This window comes from Corynebacterium sp. CCM 9203 (genome assembly GCF_041357675.1).
Classification (GTDB): domain Bacteria; phylum Actinomycetota; class Actinomycetes; order Mycobacteriales; family Mycobacteriaceae; genus Corynebacterium.
Map to the genome: position 1 here is coordinate 1 of NZ_JAUERY010000002.1, position 19,621 is coordinate 19,621.

At 60.9% G+C, this 19,621-nt stretch carries 16 protein-coding genes and 1 other RNA gene; 7 read left to right on the plus strand and 10 right to left on the minus strand.

Annotation, left to right across the window (positions count from 1 at the left end; genetic code table 11):
* Positions 1-239 precede the first annotated feature (239 nt).
* Both nrdF and nrdI read right to left on the minus strand, forming a co-directional pair.
* Entirely contained in the window at positions 240-1,238 is a 999-nt protein-coding gene (gene nrdF, locus QWU44_RS03350; RefSeq protein ID WP_370914314.1) for a class 1b ribonucleoside-diphosphate reductase subunit beta, read from the minus strand.
* A gap of 13 nt (positions 1,239-1,251) precedes the next feature.
* Entirely contained in the window at positions 1,252-1,704 is a 453-nt protein-coding gene (nrdI, locus tag QWU44_RS03355; protein WP_370914315.1) for a class Ib ribonucleoside-diphosphate reductase assembly flavoprotein NrdI, read from the minus strand.
* A gap of 86 nt (positions 1,705-1,790) precedes the next feature.
* On the opposite strand from nrdI, the gene QWU44_RS03360 reads away from it, so the two are divergent.
* Together QWU44_RS03360 and QWU44_RS03365 are read left to right on the plus strand one after the other, a co-directional pair.
* Positions 1,791-2,195 (plus strand): pyridoxamine 5'-phosphate oxidase family protein, encoded by a 405-nt coding sequence (locus QWU44_RS03360; protein ID WP_370914316.1) that lies wholly within the window; start codon positions 1,791-1,793, stop codon positions 2,193-2,195.
* Complete coding sequence (locus tag QWU44_RS03365) at positions 2,192-2,707, plus strand: flavin reductase family protein (protein WP_370914317.1); 516 nt, start codon at positions 2,192-2,194, stop codon at positions 2,705-2,707. Before QWU44_RS03360 ends, QWU44_RS03365 begins: the two co-directional genes overlap by 4 nt.
* Here QWU44_RS03365 and QWU44_RS03370 read toward each other — a convergent pair.
* Complete coding sequence (locus QWU44_RS03370; protein WP_370914318.1) at positions 2,704-3,405, minus strand: metal-dependent transcriptional regulator; 702 nt, start codon at positions 3,403-3,405, stop codon at positions 2,704-2,706. The genes QWU44_RS03365 and QWU44_RS03370 overlap by 4 nt on opposite strands.
* Positions 3,406-3,598: 193 nt before the next feature.
* Here QWU44_RS03370 and QWU44_RS03375 point away from each other — a divergent pair, with 193 nt between their 5' ends.
* A complete protein-coding gene (locus tag QWU44_RS03375; protein ID WP_370914319.1) occupies positions 3,599-4,114 on the plus strand; it encodes a type IIL restriction-modification enzyme MmeI in 516 nt (171 codons plus the stop codon).
* A 146-nt stretch (positions 4,115-4,260) separates the two neighbouring features.
* On the plus strand, positions 4,261-5,790 hold the full coding sequence (locus QWU44_RS03380) for a nucleobase:cation symporter-2 family protein (RefSeq protein ID WP_370914320.1): 1,530 nt from the start codon (positions 4,261-4,263) through the stop codon (positions 5,788-5,790).
* A 1,230-nt stretch (positions 5,791-7,020) separates the two neighbouring features.
* On the opposite strand, the gene QWU44_RS03385 is transcribed toward QWU44_RS03380, so the two are convergent.
* The 6 genes from QWU44_RS03385 to ftsE form a co-directional block, all read right to left on the minus strand.
* The gene (locus QWU44_RS03385) at positions 7,021-9,453 is read right to left on the minus strand and encodes a DUF262 domain-containing protein (RefSeq protein WP_370914321.1); all 2,433 of its coding nucleotides are present in this window, start codon (positions 9,451-9,453) and stop codon (positions 7,021-7,023) included.
* A gap of 162 nt (positions 9,454-9,615) precedes the next feature.
* Positions 9,616-9,993, minus strand: a transfer-messenger RNA (tmRNA) gene (gene ssrA / locus QWU44_RS03390).
* Between the two features lie 116 nt (positions 9,994-10,109).
* Positions 10,110-11,195, minus strand: coding sequence for a hypothetical protein (locus QWU44_RS03395; RefSeq protein ID WP_370914322.1), 1,086 nt, complete (start codon positions 11,193-11,195; stop codon positions 10,110-10,112).
* A gap of 91 nt (positions 11,196-11,286) precedes the next feature.
* Positions 11,287-11,778 (minus strand): SsrA-binding protein SmpB, encoded by a 492-nt coding sequence (smpB, locus tag QWU44_RS03400; protein ID WP_370914323.1) that lies wholly within the window; start codon positions 11,776-11,778, stop codon positions 11,287-11,289.
* Positions 11,779-11,870: 92 nt separating this feature from the next.
* On the minus strand, positions 11,871-12,773 hold the full coding sequence (gene ftsX / locus QWU44_RS03405) for a permease-like cell division protein FtsX (protein WP_370914324.1): 903 nt from the start codon (positions 12,771-12,773) through the stop codon (positions 11,871-11,873).
* A gap of 38 nt (positions 12,774-12,811) precedes the next feature.
* Positions 12,812-13,501 carry a cell division ATP-binding protein FtsE gene (ftsE, locus tag QWU44_RS03410; protein WP_370914325.1) on the minus strand — a complete coding sequence of 230 codons (690 nt, stop codon included), beginning with the start codon at positions 13,499-13,501 and terminating at the stop codon, positions 12,812-12,814.
* A 305-nt stretch (positions 13,502-13,806) separates the two neighbouring features.
* On the opposite strand from ftsE, the gene QWU44_RS03415 reads away from it, so the two are divergent.
* A complete protein-coding gene (locus QWU44_RS03415) occupies positions 13,807-15,459 on the plus strand; it encodes an AbgT family transporter (RefSeq protein WP_370914326.1) in 1,653 nt (550 codons plus the stop codon).
* 104 nt (positions 15,460-15,563) lie between these two features.
* On the opposite strand, the gene prfB is transcribed toward QWU44_RS03415, so the two are convergent.
* Entirely contained in the window at positions 15,564-16,670 is a 1,107-nt protein-coding gene (prfB, locus tag QWU44_RS03420) for a peptide chain release factor 2 (protein ID WP_370914327.1), read from the minus strand.
* 38 nt (positions 16,671-16,708) lie between these two features.
* Between prfB and QWU44_RS03425 the strand changes: the two genes are divergently transcribed.
* Both QWU44_RS03425 and QWU44_RS03430 read left to right on the plus strand, forming a co-directional pair.
* A complete protein-coding gene (locus QWU44_RS03425) occupies positions 16,709-17,641 on the plus strand; it encodes an inositol monophosphatase (RefSeq protein ID WP_370914328.1) in 933 nt (310 codons plus the stop codon).
* Positions 17,642-17,778: 137 nt separating this feature from the next.
* On the plus strand, positions 17,779-19,587 hold the full coding sequence (locus QWU44_RS03430) for an HlyD family efflux transporter periplasmic adaptor subunit (protein ID WP_370914329.1): 1,809 nt from the start codon (positions 17,779-17,781) through the stop codon (positions 19,585-19,587).
* Positions 19,588-19,621: the final 34 nt, after the last annotated feature.

Below are 19,621 nucleotides of genomic sequence, written 5' to 3' on the forward strand. Positions count from 1 at the left end.
TAACGGCCCGCCGCGCTGACTCGAATGAATCTACACACACCACTCAACACACGCAAAACCCCAGGTAAAAGGCATGTTTTATGAAAGCCAGCGCGAGATTAGTCGGACAGAACGCCACCAGGCCGGGATCCGGGCAGACCTGGATCCCCACGCTTCTCCGGCCCATCCGGGTCATTGTGATCCATGCCGGCGCCGAACCTGGAGCCACCGGCGCCGGATGAACGAAAGGTTAATATTCCTCAGAAGTCCCAGTCCGATTCCTCGGTCGATTCCGCTCGCCCGATGACGTAGGACGAACCGGACCCCGAGAAGAAATCGTGCGTTTCGCTTGACTCCGGTGCAAGGGCTGCCAGCACATCGGGTTCTACGCCCGCGGATTCCGCCTCGAAACGTGCAGGGTACCCAAGGTTCATCAATGCTTTGTCCGCGTTGTAGTGGACGAAAGCCATCACCCCATCGATAATGTCGAATCCGGCATAGAGATCCGAGGAGTAGTCGAGTTCCATGCGAAGAAGTTCCTCGACGAAGGTTCCGGTGAAATCCTCCATCTCATTGCGCCGCTCGGGATGCGCATCGAGACCGCGCTGGTACTTGTATCCCGAGTAGTAGCCGTGAACCGCTTTGTCCCGGAGGATCAACCTGATCATGTCTGCGGTGTTCATCATCTGCCCGCGTGCGGAGAACCGTAACGGCAGGTAGAAACCCGCGTACAGGAGGAGTGAGCTCAACAGCGTGGCGGCGACCTTTCGTTTCAGTGGGTCATCGCCGTAGTAGTGCGCCATCACCGCGGTAGCACGGCGTTGCAGCAACGGGTTCTTCACCGCCCATTCATAGGCTTCATCGATTTCGGCGGTCGAACAGAGCGTGCTGAACACCGAAGAGTACGACCTCGCATGCACGGCCTGCATGAACGCGATGTTCGCGTAGACTGCCTGCTCATGCTCGGTACGGGCATCGGGGATCTGTGAGATTTCGCCGACGGTCGCCTGCACCGTGTCAAGGAGCGTCAATCCGGTGAATACCTTCACCGTGAGCTGACGGGTCACCTCATCCATGTTCCGCCACTGTCCGAGATCATTGGAGAGCGGCACCTTCTCCGGTAGCCAGAAGTTGGCGGTGAGGCGCTGCCAGATCTCGAGATCCTTCTCGTCGGAGAGCCGGTTCCAGTTGACCGGTCGCAGCGGGCGGTTCTCCCCCGGACGCCACTGGGGTGGGGTGAGTGATTCTGTCGTCGTCATTCGTTCCTCGCTTTCAGGGTTTCTTTGCCGTATCGGGGCACTGCGCGGAGACGTCAGCGCACAGGTCCCGGAAAAAGTCGATGAGTCCGGCCCTGACGCGCTCGACATCCCTCGTGGTTCCGAGGAGTTCGAAACGGTAGAGCTCGGGGACGCCGCATTTGGCGGCGATGATCGGGCCGGCGCAGCAGAAGGCTTCGCCGAAATTCGTGTTTCCGCTTGTGATCACGCCTCTGAGGAGTGCCCTGTTCCCCGGTTCGTTGAGAAAACGGATGACCTGCTTGGGAACAGCCCGGGCCCTGGACCCGCCTCCGTAGGTCGGGGTGATCAGAACATAGGGCGCGGTCGCCTCCACCTTCGGATCTGAGACCCGTAGCGGTAGTCTCTGGGCAGCGAACCCCAGCTTCTGCACAAAACGCTCGGTATTTCCGGAGACTGAGGAAAAATAGATGATGCAAGGCTCGGACATGACGAAAACGCACGAACTTTCATTTACGGCCCAACGAACTATACTGACGCCGGTAACCGTACCCGACGTTCCAAGGAGAACCAACCATGCCAGTCATCACCACTGAAATGCGCGAGATGCTGGGTACCCAGCTCCCCATCCTCGCGACCGTCACCGACCCCACCACCCCAAACATCGGCCCCAAGCGGTCCCTCCGCGTCCTCGACGACACTCATCTCATCTTCAACGAGAACACCGGTGGGCAGCATCAGGCGAATATCGTGGCGGGTTCACGCGTCGCCGTCGCGGTCATCGACCGCGAGGCTCTCGACGGATACCGGTTCATCGGCACCGCCGAACTAGTCGACGAAGGCCCTGCCTGGGACAATGCCATCGCTTTCGCCAAGGACAACGGCATGGGCACACCGAAGCACGCTGTGGTCATCACGGTCGAGGAGATCTACTCACTGCGCTCGGGCGCCAAAGCGGGAACCCGGGTCGACGACAAATGAGTTCCGATGCACTCCCCGCAGGTGAAGGTCTCCGAACGTTCTTCCGCGGATGCGCCTCCGGTGTCTGGATCATCACCACGCTCGCTCCGGACGGTGCCCCCGTGGGGTTCACCGCTTCATCGGTCGCGTCAGTGTCGCTCGACCCGGCGACCCTGACGTTCTCACTGCAGGCCGGATCATCGTCCTGGCCTGCGGTTGAAGCTGCCGAGGAGGTTGCGATCCATGCACTCGGAGTCGGGGATGCAGCTCTTGCCCGACGCTTCTCGACGTCCGGTATCAACCGTTTCGAGGGCGTCGATCACCTTCCGGGACCAACCGGTCTACCGGTGATCCGGGGCCTCGGTGCGGTACTCAGAGCACGGATACTCACCACGATCCCGGTCGGTGACTCCCGGCTGGTACTCGCCCAATGCGTGGAAACCTACATCGCCGGCGACCGGCCACCACCGCTCATCCATTCAGCGCGGAGTTACTGGACCGCCGAACCGGTGCACGAGAGCGAACAGGACTAGTCTTCCCGTCCTTCATCCGGAGCGGACACCGGAACCACCCGGATGCTCGCCGCGACGTCCCTGGCGAGCGGCACATCGTGCCCCCGGTCGCCCGATTTCAGAAGCATGACACCGGAGGTCTCCCCTGCGTCGCTGACTGTGAACTCCGCCCCCGGCACGATCCCCAGACTCCCGAGATGCCGGAGAACCGCCGGATCCGCATCACGGATCCGGCTCATCTGTACGCACTCCCCGACCGAGCAATCCACGAGCGGACGGAATGAACGCTCCGGCAGAACACCGTCAGAGGCCGGAATCGGATCACCGTGCGGATCCCGCTCCGGGTGACCGAGCGCGGCGTCGATACGCTCCAACATCTTCTCCGAGATGGCATGCTCCAGCCGGTCGGCATCCTCGTGCACTTCATCCCACTCGTAGCCGAGCATCTCGGCGAGAAACGTCTCCGCGAGCCGGTGCCTGCGGACCATCTGCAAGGCGAGCGCACGACCCTCATCGGTGAGTGTCACCGAACCATAAGGTGCGTGATCAACGAGTCCGGCCAACGTCAGGCGACGAATCTGATCCGACACCGACGACGGACGCAGATCCAGGTGCCGGGCCACCTCCGAAGGTGTCACAGCACCGCCCGTCCACTCGGACAACGTCCACAGACTCTTCAGGTAATTCTGCGCGCTGTCAGTCAGATCCTCAAGATTCATACCCACATCCCACCGCAATCCGTGAGGACGACAATTTCGCACTGGGCCAGCGCTCGTCCTCATCCAGGTTCCATTACCCCCGACCTTATCGTGCACCGGAGACTTCTGCAGCGCCGGTGAGACCGCCACCAAGAAAACGGGCGCACCCGTATGGGGATGCAGGTTCATCTTCACGCACGTACACTCGTCGACCATGAGCAACGAAGAATACAACCTGGACCGTGAAACCATCGTCGACAACCTGACCGTCTTCGCGGACGCCCGCGCCGACCGCGCGAAGAGCTTCGCCGGCGGCGACGCCAAGATCGATGACACCGACGTCCGCCAGTTCTTCACCGGCCTGTTCCAGGCCTTCGGGACCGACCCGGACCGCGTCACCACTAGCTTCGAGGACGCGGATCGCCTGTCCGAGGGGTCCGACAACCCCCTCGCCATCTACTGGCCCAGCGTCATCGCGGGTGTCATGAAGAAGCCCGGCTCCGACCTGGAGGACGCCATTCAAGGGGCCCTGCAGACTCTCGCCGCCCAGACCGAGATGCCCGAGTATCTCCTCGTCACCGACTACGTGAACGTGGCCCTCATGAATCTCGCCGACGACTCCGAGACCACTAAGTTCCACGTCGGTGAGTTCCCGAAGCACGTCGACGAACTGATGAGCCTCGCCAAAAAAGAAATCGACCCCGAGGAAGAAGAGGACGAGTCCAAGTAGCACGGACCGTTTTCCCGCACGACCCCGACCGGACGCCCGTCCCGGCCGGGGTCTTCTTCGGTCAAGGGCTCATGTCCGAATTTTCTCACGGTAACTATTGAGTCCTGTCAGACAACTCGTACTAAAGTCTCAAGCGGTGTTTCCCGATGGGCACCACCCCGGAATCCCGGGTCAACGCGACCACCGCACGAACCTTGTCGACGGTGGCCCCGCCGCATCCCCGACCACCCCCGATAGATGGGTCCGCCACGTTGAGCTCCCCGAAGAACGAGTCCACAGCACTCGACACCCCCGACAACTCCGTCCACCCCGTCGACCAGATCCCGCCGGCCACCCAACTCTGGCCACTGTCCTTCCAGCATGTCCTGGCGATGTACGCCGGGGCCGTCGCGGTTCCGCTCGTTCTGGGTGGGGCGATGATCGAGGCCGGACGGATGCAACCGTCCGACCTGCCCTATCTGATCACCGCCGACCTCCTCGTCGCGGGTATCGCCACGATCCTCCAGTGCGTCGGCTTCCTGCGTCTCGGCGCACGCCTGCCGATCGTCCAGGGCTGCACCTTCACCGCCGTTCCCCCGATGATCGTCATCGGCGTCAACTACGGACCCGCCGCGATCTACGGTTCGGTTCTCGCCTGCGGCCTGTTCATGTTCCTCATGGCACCGGTGTTCGCGCGGATCCTCTGGATGTTCCCGCCACTGGTCACGGGAAGCGTCATTACCTGCGTCGGACTCTCCCTCATCCCCGTCGCCGCGAACAACATCTCCGGCGGCTACGGCGACGACGCGGGCAGCGTCGCCAACATCAGCCTCGGACTGTTCACCCTCCTCGTCGTCCTCATCATCGAACGCTTCGCACCCGTCGCCATCGCCCGGACCTCCGTCCTCATCGGACTCGCCGTCGGCACCATCGTCGCCGCATTCATGGGCAAGGTCGACCTCTCCGGCGTCGGGGAGGAAAACTGGGTCGGCGTCGCCACCCCCTTCCACTTCGGATTCCCCGAGTTCCCCGTCTCCGCGGTCATCGCCCTCGTCCTCGTCGGCCTGGTCACCCTCGTCGAAGCCACTGGCGACTTCCTCGCCGCCGGCGAGATCGTCGGGAAGAAGGCCACTCCCCGCCAGATCGCCGACGGCCTGCGTGCCGACGGATTCTCCACCATGCTCGGCGGCGTGTTCAACACCTTCCCGTACACCGCCTTCGCGCAGAACATTGGCCTGCTGGCCATGAGCCGGGTGCGGTCCCGCTACGTCGTCGCCGGGGCGGGCGTCATCCTCGTGGTACTCGGCCTGCTGCCCAAACTCGGCGCAATCATCGCCGCTGTGCCGACCCCGGTTCTCGGCGGGGCCACCGCCGCACTCTTCGGCATGATCGCGGCATCCGGCATCAAGACCCTGACCAAACTGGAGATGAACCAGAACTCAGTCCTGGTCATCGCGGTCTCGCTGACGATGGGCCTGCTGCCGGTCATGCACCCGACCCTGTTCGAGCAGTTCCCCAACTGGTTCGGCACCGTGTTCAACTCCGGCATCACCACCGGCGCATTCACCGCGATCCTGTTGAACCTCCTCTTCTTCGGAACCAGGCGCACGCCCGCCAACGCAGGCGTGGAGCTCGACGATGCGGAGTTCGCGGGAGTCGACGCCAACGTCTACAAGACCGGCACCGAACGCAGCTAATTCGCGCCCCGTACAACGGGCACGACCCCGCTCTCCGGCAGTTAGTGTCGTCGGAGGGTGGGGTCTTTTTCGGTTCAGGGCTGCGTCGGGGGGCCGGGCGACGATCTTTTACCGTGGGTTCCCCGCACCACTGCTCCGGATCGGGCTCCGGCAGGAATGTGATTCGGTCCGAGAGGTGGTCCGATCACACACACGCGTCAGGCAACACCTTCCGGCGCCCCGGTTGAGGCTCCACCGACAGATAGGTGCGCACACAGCGACACCAACGGACTCCCCGATCTCTGAACTCCACCTGCCCAGACATCCTCCGTCCTTATCCGGAAAAGCTCCCCGGATTCCTGGACCGGCCCCGGCTCCTCCACGCTTCTTCCCGAGAGGTGACCATCATTCAGTCAGAACAACGCCGGGGAGACCCGAGGATGCAAACTGACTCGACCAGGAATCTGAAACTGACCGTCTGCGAATGAAGAACAGCCACAGGCCGGCGCCGGTATTCCAACCGAAGAACGAGCCCGGTGAACCCTGACGATTGTCGCGGTCAAAGGAGTATTCGCGGGAGAACCGGATCTCATCCAGGGCAGACAGTCGCGGCGATCAATGCATGCCATGTGCGAACCAGAGCGAATCTCCTCGCACTCGGCAACACGATCGACCCCATCAGACGGTATATACATGCGTTCACTATTCCGTCGCTGTCCACGCTGGGTATCGACTACCTGGGAAAACCGGCACGCCGACAGCAGGCTGTCGAAGAAGTGGAATGCTCCGGACCGCTCCGCCACCGAGTGCCTTCCCATTCCGCTTCCCCGATCGGAGCTTGACAGATCTCCGTATCGGAGGCTGTCTCGTATCCCCCCAACGGTGCGCGAAACCGTATCTTGAGTCTTTGTGACCAGATCCCCCCCCCGTCAGGCGCACACGATGTTCCCTCTCACCTTTCAAAAACACCACAGCAATCGCGGAACCCGAACCAAACACAGGCGTACCAATTCACGGTCTCACCGTTGCAACTCATCTGACACCGCGCAGAACCTGGATGGAGCCACCCCAGGAATTTCTGCGTGGCATTGAACACAGCGGTGGGCGGCGACTTTGTTGAGGCCGATCTATAGGATTGCCCTAGGTCGCAAAGGTTCTGGCGGGAACTCCAGGGACTCTGACCCCTCCCACAGTACGGGACCATCTGCCCTCGACAGGAGACGCCGATCCGGAATGAAATCAAAGATCACCCTAACCGAAAGTCTCGAGCCTTTTGAGCCACATTGATATGACGCCCGAACGGATTACCTGTTCAAACTCCGCCCCTCCTGTCAAATGACTGACATTCAACATCAAACAGATGACAGCAAGTATCTCTTCTTCACCCGAATTCGCAACAATCTCGCTGGAGTAATAGTCATACAGTCGCTTCGGGTGAATCACTTCACGCGGATCTTGAACCACGAGATTCAGTTGCAACATTTTTCCAGAGAATTGTTCCAATAAGGCGGAAAAGTCCTCTTCTCGCGCAGAGTTGTTGCCAACCTCTTCAAATCTAGGCAAAAACACCAGAAGCTCCCGAAACCGGTTGTGGTCCTTGTGCTTGTTCTCGACCTCATCCTTCAAGGAGCGCAACGAAAAGACCAGATCATCCTGATCTAGATCGAGGTGTTCAAACAGGCTCCGTAAAAAGCTGATCTTCGATTCCGTATTAGAACCGGGTGGAATGCAGAGTTCGTCCGAAACCCGAATAAAATCGATACCACGATCATTCGTTACAATATCTTCTGGCGACTGCAGGCGCCTGAGATAGAGTGACTTCTCTGAAAACTCCAATAGCTTGGTTCGATGATCCCGCACAAGAGTCCCCAGGACTCGGATCAACATTTCCTGCCAACTGGAAACGACGATCATTGATGAACCCAGGTCATAACCAACGATTGATCGACCGGTGAAGTTAATGTCCGATGACAGAGCTTCGGTTTCCAGAGAATTTTCACGCGGTTCGAATTTGGTTTCAGGATACGCCCAATAGGAAATAGCGAGCTCTTCGAGGATCTTTGCGCGAGATATCAACTCGGGAAGCCCCCAAGATTCCTGCTCCTTAACCATTGCATTGAGCCTGTACGGACTACTGACAAAACCTTCGGGATCTTCTTTCTTTTCCCGGAATGAACGATTGGAGTATTCGGAGTTGTATCCCGTAACCGTTAGGTTGGCTATACGGTGAACCCACTCCGCATGAATCTTTTCACAATCTTCTCCGAGCTCACTTCTCCATTTTTCCGTAAGAGTTTGTGGAATTATGTGCTCAATCGAGATATCACCTCGCTTCAACGCATTAGAAATATCTCGAACGTCTTTCGATTTGCCGTTCTCAAGACAGTCGAAGAGATACTGACGGTAACTTGGGCGCATTCGGTAGGAGTTTCTTTGCGTGAACTCTCTACGAAACTCTTGGTCACCCGGAAAACGACCTCCTCCATCCCTGCGGAGTAACAAGTAGGTGAGTATCTCCGAGTATGGTTCATCATTTTTACGTAGTTTAACTAAATCGGCATACGCGGTCGAAAATATCTTATTGAGCGAATTTGCAGCGATGGAGCAGGTTATTCTTCTATACAGGTAGCTCTCCAGCATCTTGACCACTTGCAGAAAATCTTCGCCTGTTGTTACCTGCCTGCGAACATCCCGCAACAGAGGCATCAGGAGGGGAAGTACGACATCACCCTTAATATCATTAAACCTGCGAAGAACCGTATCGACTGCAACAATACCGGTTTCGGCATTTTCTATCTGTCGGCAAATGATAGAATACTCCAGCAGGCTTTCCAGAACCTCCGAAATATCTTGTTTATCTCGAAGGATGTATTCTTTAAAATCTTCATATACTGCATTTTTGTTCGGTGTGCGTCCAGTTTCTACCACGAGCCACCAGCGGATGAACCAGTCAGTATTATAGTCCACAGCCTTCTCCATCGGATTCCAGTACCGATCGTAGAGCTTGGCTTGCGTCACCGTGCCCTGCCCCATTAATACTAGATTTCGGATTTTATCGGCCTCGCTCAATGCGAGACCGGTGGAATTAAGGGACTCAAAAATTCTCTGAGGATTATCGTGAGCTTCCAAATCGAGTTGCATGACCTCTAGGCGCTGGATTGCTTTCCAAACATCATCCGCTGTCAAAGAGGTATGGTCGAGCCTTTCCATGAAGTACAGATAATTGCTGATCACATTTGACGAACTGCTTCTACTCCCCCCTTCAACAAATAGCTGTTCATACGCGGAGAAATCATCTTTAACTGGTTTCAATTTGAGCTTGATGGTTTCGTTGTCGTCTCGCAGCAGTAGGTAGGATTCTTTGATGTTTTTCGACAGGGAACCGTCGCTACATTCGATTGCACCCTGCTCAATAGCGTGGACCAGTGCGACCATCAGGAGACTGACAGTGGTCAGCCGTTGCTGCCCATCGATGACCACCCATTTCCAAGAAGACTCGGAGACTCCAACTACGGCGCCGAAAAAGTGCTTCGGTCGCCCCTCGTCGATTATGTTTTCAAGGTCGTCAAATAAACGTCTGCACTGCTTGACGGTCCAGTCGTAGTTTCTCTGGTAAACCGGTATTATTATTTCTTTATTTGCCCCATCGTAAACTTTCCATACTTCTTGCATGCTCTCTTTCATTTTCCGCCCCCTTTCGGATCTAAAAAAGCAGTTTAGTTCGGGTAGTCTGTGGGCTGTAAATTCGTGCCATCGGGATCAAAATACTGCGATTCTGGAACATTATTCTATACTAATGAAAAAGAGGATGTTCCCGCCCAGCATGCTGGGCGGGAACATCCTCTTTTGTGGAGCTGCCGGGAATTGAACCCGGGTCCTCCGTAATCGCGCCAGGGCTTCTCCGTGCGCAGTTCGCGCCTGATCTCTGCTCGGCCCTCCGGCTCGGACGAACTCGTTCCGGATGATGGGCCCAGTCAGCGGTGAGAGTCCCGGACGGCCCCGCTGACGCGGCCGGACGGCAAGTCCCTTGATCGATGCCGGCTACCAGGTCAGGGACGAACCTGGGCCGACAGACACGCGGTCGCTGGTATTAGGCAGCGAGGGCGTAGTCGCGCTGAGTGTTCTCGGCGCTTATGAGGTTGCTACGACGCTTACGGTGGTCTCTAGCCTGCACCGGCACGCTTCCCCTGGCTTGATGCACGAAGTCGAAACCATATCAGCCCCTTGCATCCTGCGGTGTCTCCTCGGTTTCCCTCGGGTGGCCGCAGTCCTGTGGTGGGTCGTACGTTGACCACAGGAGCACTTACTTTACGCTGCGGGGCGCTGACCTGCAAGCGGGTTCATCGCTCATCTGGTTCATCCGGTTCCGACGGTGGTTCGGGGGTCTCCCCCTCGTCGAGGTCGTCCCGTCGTTCGTTCGACTCCCCGGCTTCTGTCCCGGGAGGTCGCCCGGTTCCGGTCTGCTTCCATTGCTGGCGAATTTTCCGGGATTTTCTGCCGTTGCGCAGCGATACGATCCCGACGATGAGTCCGATAACGATGGGTAACCATACTCTGGGGTGGTCGAGTAGCCATTCCAACCATTCGGGTATCTCGTAGTCGGGCCACGGAATCTTCGGGAGGTTGATGTCGGGCCAGGGGATGGCTGGAAACCTGATTGTGGGCCAGGGGATGGAGGGGAGGTTGATGTCGGGCCAGGGGATGTCGACGTCGGGTAGCCGCTCGATGATCCAGTCGATGATCGTCCCGATGATGCGACCGATGAGTGGGACCAGTACCAGGGCGATGATTGCCCAGCCTGCTTTACCGAGGCCTGCCCCCAGTGGGTAGAGCAATCGTTTCCAGGGGGTTTCCTCCATCTGCCGGTATCGGTCTTCGGCGTGTGATCCGGGGGGTGGGGTGAATTCGATGATCTCGCCGCCCTTGCGGAACAGAACGGAGCGGATTTCGTGGAGGGCGTTTCTGTCGATTTTCAGGCAGGGCGCGCTCTTGTTCTTCACTGCCCGGCTGTAGGTTCCGGAGGGAATTCGTTTGTCGATCCGTACCGTGATGGTCTGGGCCACGGGGAGTCTGCCCCGGATGGCTCCGTCGACGGTGATGAGGACGCCGGTCGTCACGGCGTCCCGTGCCCGGCTCGCCGCCGCGTCGATTCTGTCGCTGCGGGTTTTCAGCAGCGGTGTTTTCCCCGCGGTGTCGGCGGCGCCTTTGAGGAAGGAGGACATTGTCGTGGCGCCGAAGATGGCGCTCTCCGCCCAGTCGGCTTCCTTCTTCGTGCGTTTGTCGACGCTGCCCCCAGATTCCTTGACGGCCTCGACGTCCTGCTTGTTCAACGGCCAGCCTGGGTCGAGTTCACGCAGTTCCCCGGGGCTGCCGAGGGTGAGTTCAATTCGGCCGATCTCGGGGTGGTCGAGGTGCCAGTGTTCCACTGCCGGGGGACTCCTTATGGGGTGGCGAACGCGTCGTTCCGCCAATTATAGGTAGTCCGAAACGACGGGGATGTGCGCCCCAAAACGGTTTTTAGCCCTTGATCCCCTTGATGCGGCGGCCGAGCTCACGGGTGATCTCCCGTTCCTCGGTACGGCGCTTGATGTCCTGGCGCTTGTCGTAGTCCTGCTTGCCCTCGGCGAGACCGAGCTCCACTTTCAAGCGTCCGCCGACGAAGTACAGCTTGAGGGGCACCAGCGTGCGGCGGCCGTCGCGGACCTTGCCCATGAGGGTGTCGATCTCGTTGCGGTGCAGCAGGAGCTTGCGGGTGCGGCGTGGGGTGTGGTTCGTCCAGGAGCCGCGGGAGTAGACGGGGATGTTGAGGTTGTGCAGCCACACCTCCCCGTTATCGATCATGGCGAAGGAGTCGACGAGGTTGGCCTTGCCCTCGCGCAGTGCCTTGATCTCGGTGCCGACGAGCACGATGCCGCACTCGTAGGTATCGAGGATCTTGTAGTCGTGGCGCGCTTTCCGGTTGGTGGCGATCACCGGGTTCTCGTTCGCCTTTTTCTTCTTCTTTGCCATAACCCGTCCGATGTTACCGCACCTGTCGCATGACGACGCCCACCTCACTCTCCGCTGTTGCGGGAGGGGCGGGCGTCGGGTGGTACAGGGGGTTATTTGCGGACGTACAGGCGGAGGGTGACCTGCGCGGTGATCGCCGCGAACACGACGCCGACGAGGGCGACGACGGGCGCGATGACCCAGATGTCGCCGGTGGTGACGGGCGCGATGAGCTGGGAATCGTAGAGGCCTTTGAGCGCCTTGTCGACGACGAAGTTCTTGCCGGCGATGAGGCCGAGAACCGCGAGCACCGAACCAAGTAGCGTGGCGATGACGGCCTCCAGGACGAAGGGCGCCTGGGTGAACCAGCGGGAGGCGCCGACCATGCGCATGATGGAAATTTCCTCGCGGCGGCTGAAGGCGGCGATCTGCACCATGTTCGCGATGAGGAAGATAGCGGCCAGCGCCTGGATGGCGGCGACGAGGAAGGTGGCGTTACGCACGGCGTCAAGGTTATCGGTCGCGGAGCGAAGATCGTCGATCTGGTCGATGACGGTGTCCACCTGGGGCAGATCCCGCACGGGGTCGAGCGGAGAAGTATCGAGGGGGTCCTCGAGCCTGACATGAACCGCGGCGGGAAGCGCGTCCGGGGACGTTGCCTCGACGAGCGCGGGATCGGTGTCCTTGAACACCTCGACGAAGTGCTCGTAGGACTGTTTACGGCTGCGGAAGGTGACGGACTCGACGCCGTCGGAGCCGTCGAGGGCGGTGAGTACCTCGCGGCATGGTTCGGTTGAGCAGTCGGTGTCGTTGGCGGAGATGTCCTTGTCGAGTTGGATCATCACCTCGACGCGGTCGAGGTAGATGTCCTTGGTGCGTTCGGTCATCCCGGTGACCAGGAATCCGGTGGCGAGCAGTGCCAGGGAGATGGCCGTGGTGATGATCAGGGCGATGGTCATGGTGAGGTTTCGTCCCAGCCCCTGGAACGCCTCGCGGGCGATGAATCGGTATCGCATGCTTTTTCTGATTCTCCTAGAGAGGTGACCGGGGTGGGTTAGTGACCGACGCCGTAGACGCCGTGGGCGTCATCGCGGACGAGCCTGCCGAGGTGCAGTTCGATGACTCGGCGGCGCATCTGGTCGACAGCCTGGGCGTTGTGCGTGGACATCACGACGGTGGTGCCGGTGCGGTTGATGCGGTTGAGCAGCAGCATGATGTCGTTGGAGGTTTCGGGGTCCAGGTTGCCGGTCGGCTCGTCGGCCAGTAGCACCAGGGGCCGGTTGACGAAGGCCCTTGCGATGGCGACGCGCTGCTGCTCGCCACCGGAGAGCTCGGCGGGGAATCGGGTGCCCTTGGCCTCCAGTCCGACGAGTTCGAGGGTCTCGGGCACGAGCTTCTCGATGACGCTGCGTTTCTTGCCGATCACCTCGAGCGCGAACGCTACGTTGTCGTAGACGTTCTTCTTGGACAGCAGGCGGAAGTCCTGGAACACGTAGCCGACCCGCTGCCGTAGCTTGTTGACCTGCGCACCACGGAGCTTGTTCACGTGGAAGTCACCGACACGGACGTCCCCGGAGGTGACGTTCTCCTCACGGAGCATCAACTGCAGGAACGTCGACTTGCCGGATCCGGAGGGCCCGATGAGGAAGACGAACTCGCCTTTGTCGATGTGCACGGAGATGTTGTCCAGCGCGGGCCGGGTCGAGGTTTTGTACGTCTTTGTTACCTGGTCGAAGGTGATCACACCCGTCACCTTAGTTCATTGGCGCCACTGGCGAAACTTTGGACACTTCCTGATCTGCACCTGTGCCGCTACTGTGACCTGCGGTTTTCTTCATCAAGGTGGTGCAAGTGACAGGCCAGGCCCCATGCGCCACACAGACCGCATTCCCGTACGAGACGGTGGTGGGGGGAACCACGACCGCTACCATCGTCCCAAAGGTCGCACCTCGGTAAGGTACGCCGCTGACCGGGTACTACATTCATCGCCCCCACCATCTGCCCCGACCCCCGTGGTCCCCGAACCGACACCAGGAGTCGTGAGAAGACATGACCGACAGCAAGAACGCCGCCACCCGTGCCCCGGCCACAACCCCAGACACAGGCACGGGCACGGCGAACAGAGAGAAAAAACGAGATCAGGCGGGTGGTTTCCTCGGACTCGTCGAACGCCTGGGGAACATGCTCCCCGATCCCTTCTGGCTCTTCGTCATCCTCTCCGGTCTGGTCCTCGTCTCCAGCTTCATCGGCGAGAAGATCGGCATGACCGCCACGAACCCCTCCACCGGCGAGGAGGTGCGGGTTACGAACCTGCTCTCCACGGACGGACTCCAGCGGATGATCAATGAGGCCGTCCCCAACTTCACCTCATTTCCGCCGCTGGGACTGATCATCATCGTCATGCTCGGTGTCGCCGTCGCCGAATACTCGGGCCTGATCGGCGCCGCCATCCGGGGAGCGATCGGGCGCGTCGGCCCGACGATGCTGACTTTCGTCGTCGCGCTGGCCGGTGTCACCGGTTCCATCGCATCCGACGCCGTGTACGTCATCCTCATTCCCATCGGAGCCACCGCCTTCCGACATGTCGGCCGCTCCCCCATCGTCGGCGCGATGGTGGCCTTCGCCGCAAGCTCCGCAGGGTTCAACTCTTCGCTGATCCTGAACATCACCGATGTCCTCCTCGCCGGACTCTCGACGTCCGCGGCGCAGATCGTCGAACCCGGCTACGAGGTTTCTCCGTTGGCGAACTACTTCTTCGTCGTCCCCTCATCCATCATTCTGGCTCTCATCATCACCGCCGTCACCGAATTCTTCGTCCGACACAAGGCCCGTGAGCTCATCGACCATGACCAGGTCAACTACGAGGCCGCCAGCTTCGGGGAGACCCCGCCCAACGCCGCCGATGACGCAGGTGACGCGGAGAAGGATGAGACCCAGCTCGAACTGCACGACGTCGAGAAGCGTGGACTCATTCAGGTCGCCGTGTGGTCGCTGGTTCTGCTCGCCGGTTACTTCGCCGCGATGTTCATTCCCGGTTCCCCGCTCCAGGGCGAGGATGGCTCCGTCATGGAGTCCCCGCTGATCCGCTCCATCGCCGTCGCCATCGCCGTGTACTTCTTCATCGTCGGGATCATCTACGGTCGCGCCACAGGAACAATCACCGAAGCTGCGGACGTCCCCGAGTTCATGGCCAAAGGCATCAGAACACTCGTCCCCATGATGGTGTTGTTCTTCGCAGTCGCCCAGTTCCTCGCCTACTTCACCTGGTCCAACCTCGGGGTCTGGTCCGCCATCCACGGCGCGGAGCTACTCTCCCGGGCGGACCTGCCGAACCCCGTCCTCTTCGCACTGTTCGTGCTCCTCGTCGCTGTCCTGAACCTGATGGTGACCTCCGGGTCCGCACAGTGGGCGCTGATGAGTCCCGTCGTCGTACCGATGATGATGTACGTCGGTGTCTCCCCCGAGGTCAGCCAGATGCTCTTCCGCATCGGTGACTCCCCCACCAACATCATTACGCCGATGAGCCCCTATTTCGCTCTCGCCCTGACCTTCCTGCAGCGCTACTACAAGCGGGCCGGCATCGGGACACTCATGTCCCTCGCGCTCCCCTACTCCATCGCGATGCTCGTCGGCTGGTTCCTCTTCTTCCTCCTCTGGTACATCCTCGGACTACCACTCGGCCCAGGGGTACCGGTGCGCTGACTCTCACGGCACCCGGATCACACGACAAACGGCCCTTCCCGATCACCACGGGAAGGGCCGTTCACATACTCAGTGCCGAAGCAGGCCCCGGCGGGTACGGCGGATCAGTTCTTGTTCTGCTGCTCCGACATCCGCCAGCGGATGCCCGCCTCCAGGAATCCGTCGATCTCGCCGTCGAGAACCTTCGACGGGTCATTGACCTCGAAGTTGGTGCGCAGATCCTTGACCATCTGGTAGGGGTGCAGCACATAGGAGCGCATCTGATTGCCCCACGAGTTCGACCCGTCCCCCTTCAGGGCGTCGAGCTCGGCGCGTTCCTCCTGGCGCTTGCGTTCCAGCAGTTTGGCCTGAAGAACCCGCATGGCCGACGCCTTGTTCTGGATCTGGGACTTCTCATTCTGGCAGGTGACCACGATGCCGGTGGGTTCGTGGGTGAGCCGGACCGCGGAGTCGGTCGTGTTGACGGACTGTCCGCCGGGGCCGGAGGAACGGTAGACGTCGACGCGGATCTCGTTGTCGGGAATCTCGATGTGGTCGGTGGTCTCCACAACGGGCAGGACCTCGACCTCTGCGAAGGATGTCTGGCGGCGGCCCTGGTTGTCGAACGGGCTGATCCGCACGAGGCGGTGGGTGCCCTGCTCCACGGACAGCGTGCCGTAGGTGTAGTCGCCGTGGACGACGAAGGTGGCGGACTTGATGCCGGCTTCCTCCGCGTAGGAGATGTCGTAGATGTCGACCTTGTGCCCGCTCTTCTCCGCCCAGCGGGTGTACATCCGCATGAGCATTTCCGCCCAGTCTGCGGCGTCGACGCCGCCGGCGGCGGAACGGATGTTGATGACGGCCTCACGGGCGTCATACTCGCCGGAGAGCATGGTCTTGACCTCGTAGGCCTCGATGTCCGCGCGCAGATCACGGCGTTCCTCGTCGACGAGTTCGGTGGACTCATCCTCCTCCTCGGCGAGCTGGTACATCACCGGAAGGTCCTCGAGCCGCTGCCGGAGTTCCCCGACTTTGCGCAGCTCGGCCTGCATGTGGGAGAGCTTCGAGGTGACCTGCTGGGCGTGCTCGGGATCATCCCACAGCGTCGGGTCGGAGGCCTGCGCCTCGAGCTCACGGACGCGGTCGGCCATCGCCTCCGGATCCATCACCTTCTCGATGGTCGTCAGCGTGGCGTCGAGTTCATTGAGGTCTGCGATTACATCAGGTTGCACAGTGGTTAACACTACCGTGACGGTGCACAATGGGCAGCATGAGCGAGCCGCGCCAGCGCATAGAACCTCCGTCCGTCACCGCCCCCTCCACGGACAGGACCGTTCCGGACCCAACTGGATCCGCTACCACAGATCTGAGTCACTACTACGGAACGGACACCCGGAAGCTGGTTTCGGAGTTCACCACCGTGCACGCCGGATCCACCGACGTCGAACTCGCGTGTGCCCTGGTTCGTACCGCAGGCCAATTGGCGTTGACGATCCGGGAGAGCGGAGGACTCGATGTGGACTACAAAACATCGGTCTCGGACGTCGTCACGGAGGCCGACCGGGCGGCGGAAACCTTCGTCTCCGAGGCACTGGTTGCGTTGCGCCCGGATGACGGTCTTCTCGGTGAAGAAGGTGCTGCCCGGCGCTCGACCTCGGGGCGTACCTGGGTGATCGACCCGGTGGACGGGACCTACAACTTCACGTCGGGTTCGGACTACTTCTGTTCCGCTATCGCCCTCGTCGACGGCTCCCCCTCCGCGCCGTCGCGTCTACACTTCGGGGCGGTGCACCGCCCCTCCCACGACACCACGCATCTCGGGGGGCCGGGGATTCCCACAACGGTGAGCGGAAAGGCAATCGGACAGCTCAACGATGCCCCCTGCGCCGAGGTGTCACTGGCCACCTACGTTCATCCGACATTCCTCGCCGAAGACACCGTCCGGGATGCGTGGTTGGCCGTCTCCACCCGCTTTGCGACACTCCGTATGCTCGGCGCAGGCTCCCTCGATCTCTCGGGTGTCGCGGAGGGAAAACTCGGTGTGTGGACCCAGCACAGCGTCGCGGACTGGGACTGGCTACCCGGCCGGGCCCTCGTCGAAGGAGCAGGCGGATCCTGCCGCAAGATCGAGGCCGGAGGAAAAATCTGGTGCGTCGCCGGCAACCCCAGGGCCGTCGAGGAGATCGCCGCAATCTGGTCGTGATGGTCGGGAGACACCCGCGCGGTGTTGATTCACCCTCAAATATACGGGGGTAGCCTCTGGAACACGCCCGTTCCACACACTTAGAGTGGGATGACTACCCCTGTTCGCCTCACCTAGCGGAAGGAGTGCTGCCTCCAGTGCGCCACTCATCTCAGTCAACTTTCTTTGAGCGGTCGGTGCCCGGTGGTCGCACCAGACTCCTGGCCGTGACCGCTGTCCTCGCTCTCGGCCTGGTGGGATGTGGATCGAATGATGACACGACCCTGGCTGCCCACGAATATCGTGTGGTCAAGATAGGTGACGTCGCTCAGGAGCTCCAGGCGCAGGGAACCATCACCGCAGGTGAAACCAGGTCGGTGAACACCGCCCTGACCGGCCCGGTCAATACCCTGAACATCGCGGTCGGTGACAGGGTCGAGGCAGATCAGATCATCGCGACGATCGATGTGTCCGAACAGGAGCGTGCCCTGCGTGATCAACAGGCACAGCAGGCCGATGCCGTCGCCGGTGCGGTCAACGGGATTGAGCAGGCGCAGCAGGCGTACGACCAGTACCAGGAGAGCCTCAATGAGGGACTCAACCCCGAACTGAACGGTGCGGAGTCAGCGCTCCGTACGGCGACCACCGCCTACGACAATGCACTGCGCTCGTTCGATGAGAAGAAATCCCAGGTCAAAGCGGGTCGTGATGAGCGACTGGTCAGCCAGGAACAGGCCGTCGATGCCGCCCGCAAACAGGTATTCTCTGCCTCCCTGAACGTCGCCCGCGCCGGAGTCGGATCCATTGCCGCGGAAACCCGGGGTGTGGAACAGAATCTCGATCTCGCCGCGGACCTCGCCGAGTTGTCGGCCCTGCGCAGGGAACTGGCTGATGCCGCAGGCGATCAGGAGAAGACGGCGGAGATCTCCGCGAAGATCGACGCTCTGCAGGCCTCGATCAAGGCCCGACAACGGTCAGACAGCATCATCCCGGAGCAGGAGATCAACGCACACCTGGGCACGGTCGAGTCAGTGGCGAACCTGGCGGATTCCGTGCAGTCGCTCAACCGGCAGCAGCAGGCCTACGACGCCGCCCTCCGCTCGGTCAACTCCGAACTGGCGCAGTCGCAGCGAGACGTCGCCGCAGCCTTCGATCAGAAAAAGGATGCCGCCGTCGCCCTTGAGACCGCACGGTTGAACACCCGGCACCAGTTGCAGAATCTCACGAGTGGTATCGAGCAGGCCCGACGTTCCGCCCAGGCCACCAGATCCGGATCCAACCGGACCGCTGAGTCCCTGAACGCCGATATCGCGTCAAGTACGGTCCGGGCACCCTTCGCCGGTCTGGTGATCGCGGTTCCCGCCGAAGTAGGTAAGCCTGCCGCGGGTTCCATTGCGACGATCGCCGATGACACCGGTCTCACCGTCACCGCGCAGATCCCGGAGATCGACGTCGCGAAACTGTCCCCCGGTGCAAAGGCGGAGTTCACGACCCCGGCGACCGGTTCCCGCACCTACAAGGGCACCGTCTCCTCCGTCTCGCCCGTGGCCTCGGGGGTGGCGTCGGCCGCAGCCTCCGGAGCTACCGCCGCTGGTGGGCCGACGAAGGACACGAAGCCCACCTTCGCCGTCGTCATCCGCGTCAACGGCCCCACGGATGGTCTCCTCATCGGCGGATCCGCGAAGATCCACATAACGTTCGCGGAGGAAACCGACACGATCTCCGTGTCCCGTGACGCCGCCTACGACCGGGATGACGGTACGAAGGCCGTTCTGGTGGTCACCGAGGACGGCACCGTCGAGGAACGCAGCGTCACCCTCGGCACCACAGGTGACTTCACCGTCGCCGTCAGCGGTGGGGACCTCAAGGAGGGGGACAAGGTGATCAACCAGGGTTCGACCCATCGGTATCTCATCGGCCAGAAGGTGAAACTCGACACCCCCGAGGACGGAGACGACGGGCGATGATCGTTCGCCGGAGAAGGAACTCTCCCGCAGGTCG

Excerpts from the sequence above, each read along its gene's own strand:
- smpB (WP_370914323.1), bottom strand. The coding sequence starts at position 11,778 with ATGGCAAAGAAGAAGAAAAAGGCGAACGAGAACCCGGTGATCGCCACC.
- ftsX (WP_370914324.1), bottom strand. The coding sequence starts at position 12,773 with ATGCGATACCGATTCATCGCCCGCGAGGCGTTCCAGGGGCTGGGACGA.
- nrdI (WP_370914315.1), bottom strand. The coding sequence starts at position 1,704 with ATGTCCGAGCCTTGCATCATCTATTTTTCCTCAGTCTCCGGAAATACC.
- QWU44_RS03375 (WP_370914319.1), top strand. The coding sequence starts at position 3,599 with ATGAGCAACGAAGAATACAACCTGGACCGTGAAACCATCGTCGACAAC.
- QWU44_RS03370 (WP_370914318.1), bottom strand. The coding sequence starts at position 3,405 with ATGAATCTTGAGGATCTGACTGACAGCGCGCAGAATTACCTGAAGAGT.
- QWU44_RS03425 (WP_370914328.1), top strand. The coding sequence starts at position 16,709 with ATGAGCGAGCCGCGCCAGCGCATAGAACCTCCGTCCGTCACCGCCCCC.
- QWU44_RS03415 (WP_370914326.1), top strand. The coding sequence starts at position 13,807 with ATGACCGACAGCAAGAACGCCGCCACCCGTGCCCCGGCCACAACCCCA.
- QWU44_RS03360 (WP_370914316.1), top strand. The coding sequence starts at position 1,791 with ATGCCAGTCATCACCACTGAAATGCGCGAGATGCTGGGTACCCAGCTC.
- nrdF (WP_370914314.1), bottom strand. The coding sequence starts at position 1,238 with ATGACGACGACAGAATCACTCACCCCACCCCAGTGGCGTCCGGGGGAG.
- QWU44_RS03365 (WP_370914317.1), top strand. The coding sequence starts at position 2,192 with ATGAGTTCCGATGCACTCCCCGCAGGTGAAGGTCTCCGAACGTTCTTC.
- QWU44_RS03385 (WP_370914321.1), bottom strand. The coding sequence starts at position 9,453 with ATGAAAGAGAGCATGCAAGAAGTATGGAAAGTTTACGATGGGGCAAAT.
- QWU44_RS03380 (WP_370914320.1), top strand. The coding sequence starts at position 4,261 with ATGGGCACCACCCCGGAATCCCGGGTCAACGCGACCACCGCACGAACC.